This is a genomic window from Pseudomonas sp. GM30, assembly GCF_000282275.2.
Classification (GTDB): Bacteria; Pseudomonadota; Gammaproteobacteria; order Pseudomonadales; family Pseudomonadaceae; genus Aquipseudomonas.
Genome location: NZ_AKJP02000005.1, coordinates 158964 through 171225 on the forward strand (window position 1 = coordinate 158964; position 12262 = coordinate 171225).

Here is a 12262-nt window from a genome sequence, read left to right on the forward strand (position 1 = left end):
CGGGGAAAAGCCCAACGCCAACCCTCATCAGCTCCCCGTTCTGCAGGCGTAAAACTTTGAAAGCAGCTTCTGTAAGGAATTGCCGGTAATTCTGGCCAAACGACTCACAACGTCGTGCGGTGCATGAGTACGGCAATTTCGGGATGAGCGTCCCGGACACCCATTTGGGACCACTGATGAGGGTAATAACTGTGCTTGAAGCCTACCGCAAACATATCGAAGAGCGTGCAGCCCTGGGTATCGTTCCCCAGCCGCTTAACGCCGAACAAACTGCAGGCCTGGTCGAGCTGCTGAAGAATCCTCCGGCTGGCGAAGAAGCTTTCCTCGTTGACCTGATCACCAATCGCGTACCACCAGGAGTGGACGAAGCCGCTTACGTCAAAGCCGGTTTCCTGTCGGCCCTGGCCAAAGGCGAAGTCACCTCCCCTCTGCTGGACAAGAAGCGCGCTGTAGAACTGCTCGGCACCATGCAGGGCGGCTACAACATCGTGACCCTGGTTGAACTGCTGGACAACGCCGAACTGGCGCCAGTGGCTGCCGAAGAACTCAAGCACACCCTGCTGATGTTCGATGCCTTCCACGACGTGGCTGAAAAAGCCAAGAACGGCAACGTCCACGCCAAGGCCGTGCTGCAATCCTGGGCTGACGGCGAGTGGTTCAAGAAGCGCCCGGTGCTGGCCGACAAGATCAGCCTGCGCGTATTCAAGGTCACCGGCGAAACCAACACCGACGACCTGTCCCCTGCGCCAGACGCCTGGTCGCGTCCTGATATCCCGCTGCACGCCCTGGCCATGCTGAAAATGGCCCGTGACGGCATCGTTCCGGACGAGCAAGGCAAGACCGGCCCGATGAAGCAGATCGAAGAAATGCGCGGTCAAGGCTTCCCGATCGCCTACGTCGGTGACGTGGTCGGTACCGGTTCCTCGCGTAAATCGGCGACCAACTCGGTGCTGTGGTTCTTCGGCGACGACATCCCTTACGTGCCGAACAAGCGCGCTGGCGGTTTCTGCTTCGGCAGCAAAATCGCTCCGATCTTCTACAACACCATGGAAGATGCCGGCGCACTGCCAATCGAGTTCGACGTATCGAACATGAACATGGGCGACGTGATCGACCTGTACCCGCACGCTGGCAAAGTCTGCAAGCACGGTACCGATGAAGTCATCACCACCTTCGAAATGAAGACCCCTGTGCTGCTGGACGAAGTCCGTGCCGGCGGTCGTATTCCGCTGATCATCGGCCGTGGCCTGACCGAGAAGGCTCGCGCCGAACTGGGTCTGCCTGCGTTCGATCTGTTCAAGAAGCCTGAAGCACCGGCCGAAAGCACCAAGGGCTTCACCCTGGCGCAGAAAATGGTCGGCAAGGCGTGCGGTCTGGCAGAAGGCAAAGGCGTTCGTCCTGGCACCTACTGCGAGCCGAAAATGACCACCGTCGGTTCTCAGGACACCACCGGTCCAATGACCCGTGACGAACTGAAAGACCTGGCGTGCCTGGGCTTCTCCGCTGACCTGGTGATGCAGTCCTTCTGCCACACCGCGGCGTATCCGAAGCCGATCGACGTGACTACCCACCACACCCTGCCTGACTTCATCATGACCCGCGGCGGCGTTTCCCTGCGTCCGGGCGACGGCATCATCCACTCGTGGCTGAACCGCATGCTGCTGCCGGACACCGTGGGTACCGGTGGTGACTCGCACACCCGTTTCCCGATGGGCATCTCGTTCCCGGCCGGTTCCGGTCTGGTCGCGTTCGCCGCTGCCACCGGCGTCATGCCGCTGGACATGCCGGAATCGATCCTGGTGCGCTTCAAAGGCAAAATGAAACCTGGCATCACCCTGCGTGACCTGGTTCATGCCATCCCTTACTTCGCCATCCAGAACGGTCTGCTGACCGTCGAGAAGAAAGGCAAGAAAAACGCCTTCTCCGGCCGCATCCTGGAGATCGAAGGCCTGGAAGGTCTGACCCTGGAACAGGCGTTCGAACTGTCCGACGCCTCGGCCGAACGTTCGGCTGCCGGTTGCACGATCAAGCTGTCGAAAGAGTCGATCACCGAGTACCTGCAGTCCAACATCACCCTGCTGCGCTGGATGATCGGCGAAGGCTACGGCGATGCACGTACCCTGGAACGTCGCGCGCAAGCGATGGAAGCCTGGATTGCCAACCCTGAGCTGATGGAAGCCGATGCCGACGCCGAATACGCCGAAGTCATCGAAATCGATCTGGCCGACATCAACGAGCCGGTACTGTGCGCGCCGAACGATCCGGACGACGCCCGTCTGCTGTCCAGCGTGGCTGGCGAGAAGATCGACGAAGTGTTCATCGGTTCGTGCATGACCAACATCGGTCACTTCCGCGCTGCCGGCAAACTGCTGGATCAGGTCAAGGGTCAGCTGCCAACCCGTCTGTGGCTGTCGCCGCCGACCAAGATGGACGCTCACCAACTGACCGAAGAAGGCTACTACGGCATCTACGGCAAAGCAGGCGCGCGCATGGAAATGCCAGGCTGCTCGCTGTGCATGGGTAACCAGGCACGCGTTGAGCCGAACAGCACCGTGGTCTCGACCTCGACCCGTAACTTCCCGAACCGTCTGGGCGACGGCGCGAACGTCTACCTGGCTTCGGCCGAGCTGGCGTCCGTGGCTTCGATCCTGGGTCGCCTGCCGACCGTCGAGGAGTACATGGAATACGCTGGCAAGATCGACAGCATGGCGGCCGATGTCTACCGCTACCTGTCCTTCGACCAGATCGCCGAGTTCCGTGAAGCGGCTGCGAACGCCAAGATTCCGGTCGTTCAAGCCTAACGCTGCAACGCAATGAAGAACGCCGCCCATCGTGAGATGAGCGGCGTTTTTTTATGCCTTGAGTTTGAGGGCTTGTTGTACCGCGCCATCGACGCTCAGCCCACTGAGTATCACCCCATTGGCCGTTACCTCCGGCAACGCCTCCAGCACAGCCAGCGCCTCATGCTTGAGTCGCGCCAGAATCAGCCGTTTGCCCTCCTGATGCACCCGCAGGAAAAACTCCTGCATCGCCTCGATGCTGGTGCCGTCCAGGTCAGGGGTTTCCTCCAGACTCAGGATCACTGTGTGCAGCGGTGCGTCCGAGTGACGAATCAAGCGCAACGCCGCACCAAGAACCCGCTCGACGTTGGCAAAGAACAACGCCTCACTGGGCCGCACAATCAGCACTCCGGGCTCGGTTGTCGCCGTCGGATGACGTTGCACATCGACAAAATCATGCCCGCCATCAATGCGCCCGAGCACCTGAATGTCCGCCGCCGACATCTGTTTGAGCATCAGCAACACGCTGATCGCCACCGACACCAGCAAGCCGTCGAGAATGCCCAGCAGCAGCACCGCCGCCACCGCGCACAACACCAGCAGCCGATCCCGGCGCCAGACGAAGTAACGCCCCAACGGCTGCAGACTCAAGCCACGCGCCAGCGCATGAATCACGATGGCCGCCAGAATCGGCTCCGGCGTCAGGGCGATCCACGGCAGCACCGTCAGCACGATCACCAGTACCACCAGCGCCGCCACCCCACCGGCCCAGCGAGAAGTCGCCCCGGCGGCCTCGTTCGCCGACGTCGCCGAATACCCCGCCCCCGCCGGCATGCCATGGAACAATCCGGACAACAAGTTCGCTGCGCCGAGCGCCAGCAGATCACGGTTGGAGGCCACACGATCACCGTGCTTGAGGGCGAACGAACTGATCGAGCCGTACGACTCGGCGTACAGAATCATCACCAGCGCGAACCCCACCTCCCCCAGCCGCAGCCAGTCGGCAAACGGCAGCAGCGGCAGGCTCGGCACCTCCAGGCTCAGGTCGATCAAGCCAATCATGCTCACACCATGGGCCGGCAGGTTCAACCATTGCCCGGCGACGATACCGATCACCACCACCAGTAAACCGCCGGGCACCCGTGGAAAGCGCGAGAACACTCCCAACAGCAGCAGCGCCACCGCGGCAACAGCCGCCGCCGGCCAGTTCCATTGCGGCAGTTGTTCAAGCAATTGCGGGGCGAAGCGCACCAGATTGGCGTCGGTCAGGTGCACGCCGACCACGCTGGCGACCTGCTTGAGGATGATGGTCAGCGCGAGGCCGAAAGCGAAGCCGCGCAGTACCGGTTTGGCGATAAACGCGGTGACGCTGCCAAAACGGAAGATCCCCGCCAGCAAGAACAGCCCACCGGTGACCAGCACCAGCCCGACCGCCAGCGTCGCGCGCAGTTGCGGGTCGCCATTGGCCATGGTCGCCGTGGCCGCCGCCAGCACCGCTGCCGAAGATGACGTAGCAGAAACAATGGCAAAGCGGCTGGTGCCAAACAACCCATAACACAGCAGACCGGCAAACAGCGCAATCACCCCGGCCTGCGGCGCCAGCGCGGCGATGGTCGAATAAGCGACCGCTTCGGGCAACAACAGCCCGGCAATCGACAGACCGGCGAGGATGTCCTGCCAACGATTGGGGGGTTCTACAGATTGGGGCGCGCTCGACAATCCATGGTCTCCAGACGAAAAAAAGCCGCTGTGCGCATCACGCACAGCGGCCACTGTAGCTGAGTATCTGGAGCTTTGGCTTACGCCGTCAGCGAATAAATCAACGCCGAAATCGCCACCAGACCCACGGCGGTAACAAACACGTTCGACGCCTGACCGCGATAACGCGCCATCGCCGGCACTTTACGGATCGCGTACATCGGCATCAGGAACAGAATCGCCGCGATCACCGGGCCGCCGATGGTCTCGATCATGCCCAGGATGCTCGGGTTCAGGGTCGCGACGATCCAGCACACCACCAGCATGAACGCCGCCACGATGCGATCCAGCGCCTTGGCGCCCGGACGCTTGCCGCTCTTGACGATCAGGCCCTTGAGGCCTTCGCTGGCACCGATGTAGTGGCCGAGGAACGACTTGGAAATCGCCACGAACGCAATCAACGGCGCCGCAAAAGCGATGGTCGGGTTGCTGAAGTGGTTGGCCAGATAGGACAGGATCGACAGGTTCTGCGCCTTGGCTTCGGCCAGTTGTTCCGGCGACAGGGTCAGCACGCAACTGAAGACGAAGAACAGCACCATCACCACCATCAGCAGGTGGGCGCGGCAGAGGATCTGCGAGCTGCGCTGGTCAGCGTTGACCCCGTAACGACGCTTCTGGTCCACCGCAAACGCCGAGATGATCGGCGAGTGGTTGAACGAGAACACCATCACCGGAATCGCCAGCCACAGCGTGTGCAGCAGCGCCGACGGCGCCGGTACTTGCGAAGCGGTGGTGAGAATGCCGCCATTCCAGTGCGGAATCAGGTACACCGCGAGGAACAGCAACGCAACGATGAACGGGTACACCATCAGGCTCATCGCCTTGACGATCACCTGCTCGCCGCAACGCACCACGGCCAGCAGACCGAGGATCAGCACGAACGACAGCAGCGCGCGCGGTGGCGGCGTGATGTGCAGTTGGTGTTCGAGGAAGCTGGCGACCGTGTTGGTCAGGCCGACGCTGTAGATCAGCAGGATCGGGAAGATGGCGAAGAAGTACAGCAAGGTGATCAGCGCACCGGCCTTGATGCCGAAATGCTGCTCGACCACCTCGGTGATGTCGGCGCCTTCGCGACCGGAGAGCACGAAGCGTGTCAGGCCTCGGTGGGCGAAGAACGTCATCGGGAAGGCCAGCAGCGCGAGGATCACCAGCGGCCAGAAGCCACCCAGACCGGCGTTGATCGGCAAAAACAGGGTACCGGCGCCAATGGCCGTCCCGAACAGTCCCAACATCCACGTGGTGTCATGGCGATTCCAGCTCGACAGTTCAGCTGGTGCTGCCGTTTCATAGCGTTCGTCGACGCTATTGGCCTGATCATTCATCCGGTCGGATCTCCGCATTCCGGTCACTTGCCACTCGGTCAGGACGCGTCGGAAAAAACCGACAGACATGCTCCGGCCGAAACAGGGGCGCGATTCTCCGCGATAAATGAGCAGAAGCAAAGACTTAGCTGAGGAATGGTTGTGCGGAGCAGATCAGCGAGTTGTCGTTTTCGGGAAAATGGCTGTCGGCTCCAGATATGTGCAATGTCGTTTTCCGGCAAGTTTCAACGTCATACGAGCGAGAAGACTTGATCAGATTGATCGAGCCAGCATGAATCCGAGTGACATGCAAAACAGGCCGAACGCCAGCATTCCCCAGATTGGGTACATATCGCCCTTGTTTTTGATGCGCATTCTTTCTTCCCACTCATCGTGCTCACGTTCCAGTTGTTCCATTCTGGCTTTGCGATCATAGGTACTCATGTGGTTTTTCCTTTGGATCATGGGTCGGACGGTTGTGAAACGAACAATCAAAACTTGAAGAAAACGCCTGCTACAGCGGTGATTGCTGTCACCACCCCAGCTATAACTGCGAGCGGATATAAATTTGTCTCTCTCTTAAGCTTTTTTTCCTCCGCCAATAGCTTTTTCCTTTCGGCCACAAGCTTTCTTGACTCATCCTCCAGCCTGTCGAGTTCCAGATTTTCAAGATCGTTCTTGAGCATTCGCCTTCCTTGGCTGCCGGCAGTCCCTGCCCGGGCTGCTTTGTGCCCACATGATTTCGCGTTCATCACCATTCCGATAGCAGATGCATCTGCCAGATTCGTAGGCAAAATCCGCGAAAATTGTAGGTGGCCTCGTACAAAAACAGCGGCGAATTCATCACCCCACACTTTCAATCTGGCCGACATGTTCTAGCGTGAGAGGAGTCCCTTGCCCAACGGAGTCTTTGCCCATGCCCCTCGTGCGCGTCGAAATCAAAAAACACTCTGACCCCACCTTCGCCAAACGCATCGGCGAGCAGATCTACGCCGCCATGCGCAGCACCATCAACGTGCCGGAGCACGACAACTTCCAGATTCTCAACGAGCATGATGGCGAACATTTCATCTTCGACCCGCAGTACCTGGGCATCCAGCGCAGCGATCAGTTGGTGATCATCCAGATCACCCTCAATGAAGGGCGGACGCTGGAGCAGAAAAAAGCCCTGTACCAGACCATCGCACACAGTCTGAACAGCCAACTGGGCATTCGCCTGGAAGATGTGTTCATCAATCTGGTGGAAGTCAAAAAGGAGAATTGGTCGTTCGGCAACGGCATCGCTCAATACGCCGGTTGACAGCCCTGCGCCGCCGCCAGCATGATCGGCTGCATGAACCTTCGCCCGCTGCACCTCACCCGTACCACCACGACCGCCACCGGCGGGTCGTGGTGTTGCTGCCTGAGATGAATCCAGCGCAGTGAACCCAAGGCCCCGCCAGCAATGGACGGGGCCTTGTTGTTTCTCCCGTCCGTGCGGCACTTGCAGCCCTCAAGGAGAAACACCATGCCCGCAGCACTGTTGATCATCGATATGCAGGTCGGTCTGTTCCATGGCCCGGAAAAACCCCACGACGGCGAGCGCGTGCTCGCCAACATCCAGCATCTGATCCACCAGGCCCGCCAGCAACACGTGCCGATCTACGCCGTACGCCATACCGGCCCGACAGGTTCGCCGATTGCTGCTGGCAGCCCCTTCTGGCAATTGCTGCCGGAACTCGATCTGAATGCCGAGTCCGACCATGTGTTTGACAAATCCCGCCCCAACGCCTTCCATGGCACCGATCTGGCGCAGCAACTTAAAAGCCGAAACGTCGAAGATCTGTACCTGGTCGGCATGAAAACGCAGTTCTGCGTTGACGCCACCTGCCGCGCCGCTGCCGATCTGGGCTTTAAACCGTTGCTGGTGACCGACGCCCACACTTGCATGGACACCCCGGCATTACCCGCCCACGTCATCATCGAGCACCATAACGCCACCCTCGGCGGGGCATTTGCGCGGCTGATCAACAGCGCCGACGTGAGCTTCTGACGAAGCGCCCGCGCGCTCCCCGTTTCAGCTCCTACACTGGCTGAAGCGGGGCTGCGGCCATCATTGCCAAACCGCTCTGGAATCAGCACTCTGACACGACTTTCGCGACCGAACCGCCACTGATCACAGGAGCCGCGCAATGCCCGCCACCGTTCTGGTACTGGTTGAAACCATCAATGACTATTTACCGATTCTCGAGCATCAGGGCTTTCATCTGATCCTCGCACCAACCCCTGCCGAACGTGCGCAAGCCATCGCCAGCCACGGCGCACGGATCGACGCGGTGCTGACCCGTGGCCCGCTGGGACTGACCGCTGAGGAAATCGCCGCCCTGCCGGCGCTGAAAATCATCACCGTGATCGGCGCCGGTTATGAACACGTTGACCTGCAGGCTGCCAGCGATCGCGGGATCACCGTGACCAATGGTGCCGGGGTCAACGCCTCGTCGGTGGCCGATCATGCGATGGCGATGCTGTTGGCGCTGGTGCGCGACATTCCGCGCTGCGATGCGGCAGTGCGCCGGGGTGAATGGCCGAAGATCATGCGCCCGTCGCTGGCCAATAAACGCCTGGGCATTCTCGGCCTGGGCGCGGTGGGCATGGCGATTGCCAAGCGTGCCCAGCTCGGTTTCGACATGCAGATCAGTTACCACAACCGTCAACTGCGCAGCGATGTGCCGTACGCTTTCTGCTCGACGCCAACCGAACTGGCACGCGCCTCGGACTTTCTGATCATCGCTACGCCGGGCGGCATCGGCACCCAGCATCTGGTGACTCGCCCGGTGCTCGACGCCCTTGGCCCGAACGGTTTCATCGTCAATATTGCCCGGGCCAGTGTCATCGCCACAGCGGATCTGATCACTGCCCTTGAGCAACGGCGGATTGCCGGCGCCGCACTGGACGTGTTCGATCACGAACCGCAGGTGCCAGATGCACTGAAAGTGCTGAGCAACGTGATTCTCACGCCGCACGTTGCCGGCCTGTCACCCGAGGCCACCCAAGGCACGGTGGAGCTGGTCGGCAAAAACCTCGTGGCGTTCTTCTCCGGGCAACCGGTGCTGACGCCGATCGCCCTGCCCCCCAGGCTCAACAACCAGCGCGTGCATTGAAAAGCGCCGGCAGCGCCCTGCTGCCGTACGTATTCGAAACGCTGATTATCCTGCAACACGCTAACCTATAAGACCGCTGCGCGCTTGTGGCCGCCCGAGTGCGCCATTAGATTAGCCAATGATGTCTGGCCTCCAAAATAAGCAGAAGGGATAAGCATGGCGCTTACTGACCAGTCCACCCGTATCCGCTCTGGCGAAGAACTCGATGCCAGCCTGATCGATCCGTACCTCAAGGCGCACATTCCTGGCCTGACCGGTACACCTGCGATCAGCCAGTTCCCTGGCGGTGCGTCGAACCTGACGTACCTTCTGGAGTACCCGCAGCAGGAATTCGTGCTGCGCCGGCCGCCGTTCGGCCACAAGGCCAAATCCGCCCACGACATGGGCCGCGAATTCCGCATTCTCAATCAATTGCGCGACGGTTTCCCCTACTGCCCCAAGGCTTACGTGCACTGCACCGACGAGTCGGTGATCGGTGCCGAGTTCTACGTGATGGAACGGGTCAAGGGCATCATCCTGCGCTCCGACCTGCCGCCGGAGCTGGGGCTTGATGCGGCGAAAACCGAAGCACTGTGCAAGAGCTTCATCGACCGTTTGGTCGAGCTGCACCGCGTCGACTACAACGCCTGCGGCCTCGGCGATCTGGGCAAACCTGAAGGCTATGTCGCCCGCCAGATCAAAGGCTGGAGCGAGCGCTACGAAAAAGCCCTGACCCCGGACGCGCCGCACTGGGAGCAGGTCAAAACCTGGCTCAACGACAAGATGCCGGCCGACCATCCGACCTCAAGCATCGTCCACAACGACTATCGCTTCGACAACGTGATCCTCGACCCGAACAACCCGATGCAGATCATCGGCGTGCTTGACTGGGAATTGACCACCCTCGGCGATCCGCTGATGGACCTGGGCAACACCCTCGCCTACTGGATTCAGGCCGATGATCCGGCACCGGTGCAACTGATGCGCCGCCAGCCGAGCCACGCCCCGGGCATGCTGACCCGCCGCGAGTTCGTCGATTACTACGCCGAACGCTCGGGCATCCGGATCGACAATTTCGACTTCTACTACACCTACGGCCTGTTCCGCCTGGCCGGCATCGTGCAGCAGATCTACTACCGCTTCTACCACGGCCAGACCCAGGACAAACGCTTCGCGCAGTTCATTCACATGAACAAACTGCTGGAGCACATGAGCCTGCAGGTCATTGCGAAATCGAGCCTCTGACGGCCCACACCAAGGAACCCTTATGTCCAAGACTCAGTTGTTCGACCTCGACGGCAAAATCGCATTCGTCTCCGGCGCCAGCCGTGGCATCGGTGAAGCCATCGCCAAACTGCTGGCCCAGCAAGGCGCCCACGTGATCGTCTCGAGCCGCAAGCTCGAAGGCTGCCAGCACGTCGCCGACGCGATCATTGCCGCCGGCGGCAAAGCCACCGCCGTGGCCTGTCACATCGGTGAAATGGAACAGATCAGCCAGGTATTCGCCGGGATCAAGGAACAGTTCGGCCGCCTCGACATTCTGGTCAACAACGCGGCGACCAACCCGCAGTTCTGCAACGTGCTGGACACCGATCTGGGCGCATTCCAGAAGACCGTCGACGTGAACATTCGCGGCTACTTCTTCATGTCGGTGGAAGCCGGCAAGTTGATGCGCGAGAACGGCGGCGGCAGCATCATCAACGTCGCCTCGATCAACGGGATTTCACCGGGCGTGTTCCAGGGCATCTATTCGGTGACCAAAGCGGCCGTGATCAACATGACCAAGGTCTTCGCCAAGGAATGCGCGCAATTCGGCATCCGCTGCAACGCCCTGCTGCCGGGCCTGACCGACACCAAATTCGCTTCGGCGCTGGTGAAAAATGACGCGATCCTCAAGCAGGCACTGACGCAGATCCCGCTCAAGCGCGTGGCCGATCCGAGTGAAATGGCCGGGGCGGTGCTGTATCTGGCGAGTGATGCGTCGAGCTACACCACCGGGGTTTCGCTGAATGTGGATGGTGGGTTCCTGTCCTGATCTCTCTGACAACCCTGTGGGAGCGGGCTTGCTCGCGAAGTCGGAGTGTCAGGCACCACCGCTTTGAATGACACACCGCATTCGCGGGCAAGCCCGCTCCCACAGGGGTTCTCTGTCAGTCAATGACTTTGGGCCATTACCTGACGAAGCGCACCTACAACTTCCGCAACAGCAAACGCGCAGCGCCACAGCGCTACTGCGTGACACACCGGGTGGTGGTGATATGCCGAGTGACCTGCTCGTCAACGTACATATCGCCGGACACCTGAGTGTTTTCCAGCGTCTGACAAGTACGCACCGGCGGCGGTGGAGGTGCAGCAGGAGGCGGTGGCGGCGGACTGGCACAGCCACTTAACAGCGCGACAGAGAAAGCCAGCGACAACGGCAGATACACGCGTTTCCCAGGATTATTCATAGGACGACCCGCGGTGAATGGAAGAGCCACTTCCGCAATCGCGCACGAATACCGCGGATGACGGAAGACCTGACCACTCATTCTTTATAGCCGACCACCCTGTAAGCGCCAGTGAAATGGAGGGGGATAAAGGAATTGGCTGTCGATTTTGTGGGGAGCAAAGCTGAGTGGGAGGGATACATCAGCAAGAAATGTGTTCTCTGCAAGGCCGCCATCGCTGGCAAGCCAGCTCCCACAAGGATTGAATATTCCTGCCAGAAACAGGTCGGCTGTCAGGCCGCCATCGCCAGAAGGCTGGCTCCCACAAGGATTAGTATTCCTGCCAGAAACAGGTCGGCTGTCAGGCCGCCATCGCCAGCAGGCCGGCTTCCAGAAGCCCCAGATCAAAAGATCGCAGCCTGCGGCAGCTCCTACACTGGCCGAGTGTCAGCTCGCCGAAAGCTTTTGATCTGAGGGCCCGTCGGCAGGCTGAGTGGAGGGATTTATCCGGGGGTGGGAGCGCAGCGACCGTTTGGCGCAGCCAAACACAGCGAGAGGAGGTGCAGCGAAGCAAACCGTAGGCGCTGCCCCCCGGATGAATCCCGCAGCGAAGGAACCCGAGCCTAAGCGAGGGCCGAACGTCAGGGCATAGACCTTTTGGTTACTTTTGGGGCGTTTGCCAAAAGTGACCCGCCGTAAGGGCGGAACCATAGGAGGCCGTTACCGCAGCAACGGATATACACCCACCCCCCTAAAACCTAAGCCATATCCGGATCCCGAGCAGCCCGCAAAGAATTACTCTCCAACTCATACCGCAACTCATCCACGAACGCCGCCACCGACTCAGGCGTACGCAACGCATCAAGCTTCAACCC

General features: G+C 60.4%; 10 protein-coding genes and 1 pseudogene. 6 read left to right on the plus strand and 5 right to left on the minus strand.

From position 1 onward, the window contains the following. The first annotated feature begins 191 nt into the window (after positions 1-191). On the plus strand, positions 192-2801 hold the full coding sequence (gene acnB / locus PMI25_RS04530; protein ID WP_027613175.1) for a bifunctional aconitate hydratase 2/2-methylisocitrate dehydratase: 2610 nt from the start codon (positions 192-194) through the stop codon (positions 2799-2801). 51 nt (positions 2802-2852) lie between these two features. Here acnB and PMI25_RS04535 read toward each other — a convergent pair whose 3' ends face one another. The 4 genes from PMI25_RS04535 to PMI25_RS04545 form a co-directional block, all read right to left on the minus strand. Beyond that, positions 2853-4499, minus strand: a complete 1647-nt coding sequence (locus PMI25_RS04535; protein WP_007965769.1) for a SulP family inorganic anion transporter — start codon at positions 4497-4499, stop codon at positions 2853-2855. 80 nt (positions 4500-4579) lie between these two features. Then, positions 4580-5860 carry an HAAAP family serine/threonine permease gene (locus tag PMI25_RS04540; protein WP_007965768.1) on the minus strand — a complete coding sequence of 427 codons (1281 nt, stop codon included), beginning with the start codon at positions 5858-5860 and terminating at the stop codon, positions 4580-4582. Positions 5861-6112: 252 nt separating this feature from the next. After that, the gene (locus PMI25_RS29430; RefSeq protein WP_007965765.1) at positions 6113-6283 is read right to left on the minus strand and encodes a hypothetical protein; all 171 of its coding nucleotides are present in this window, start codon (positions 6281-6283) and stop codon (positions 6113-6115) included. Between the two features lie 47 nt (positions 6284-6330). Beyond that, complete coding sequence (locus PMI25_RS04545; protein ID WP_007965763.1) at positions 6331-6525, minus strand: hypothetical protein; 195 nt, start codon at positions 6523-6525, stop codon at positions 6331-6333. Between the two features lie 230 nt (positions 6526-6755). Here PMI25_RS04545 and PMI25_RS04550 point away from each other — a divergent pair, with 230 nt between their 5' ends. The 5 genes from PMI25_RS04550 to PMI25_RS04575 all read left to right on the plus strand — a co-directional run bounded on the left by PMI25_RS04550 (position 6756) and on the right by PMI25_RS04575 (position 10993). Next, positions 6756-7139, plus strand: a complete 384-nt coding sequence (locus tag PMI25_RS04550; RefSeq protein ID WP_007965762.1) for a tautomerase family protein — start codon at positions 6756-6758, stop codon at positions 7137-7139. Positions 7140-7346: 207 nt separating this feature from the next. Beyond that, the gene (locus PMI25_RS04560; RefSeq protein WP_007965761.1) at positions 7347-7871 is read left to right on the plus strand and encodes a cysteine hydrolase family protein; all 525 of its coding nucleotides are present in this window, start codon (positions 7347-7349) and stop codon (positions 7869-7871) included. A gap of 139 nt (positions 7872-8010) precedes the next feature. Then, complete coding sequence (locus PMI25_RS04565) at positions 8011-8979, plus strand: 2-hydroxyacid dehydrogenase (protein ID WP_007965759.1); 969 nt, start codon at positions 8011-8013, stop codon at positions 8977-8979. A gap of 156 nt (positions 8980-9135) precedes the next feature. After that, the gene (locus tag PMI25_RS04570) at positions 9136-10203 is read left to right on the plus strand and encodes a phosphotransferase family protein (protein WP_007965757.1); all 1068 of its coding nucleotides are present in this window, start codon (positions 9136-9138) and stop codon (positions 10201-10203) included. Positions 10204-10225: 22 nt separating this feature from the next. Continuing rightward, positions 10226-10993, plus strand: coding sequence for an SDR family oxidoreductase (locus tag PMI25_RS04575; protein ID WP_007965755.1), 768 nt, complete (start codon positions 10226-10228; stop codon positions 10991-10993). Between the two features lie 1152 nt (positions 10994-12145). Here the strand turns inward: PMI25_RS04575 and PMI25_RS29830 are convergent. Further along, positions 12146-12262 (minus strand): annotated as a pseudogene (locus PMI25_RS29830) (DUF1652 domain-containing protein); the annotation flags it as partial.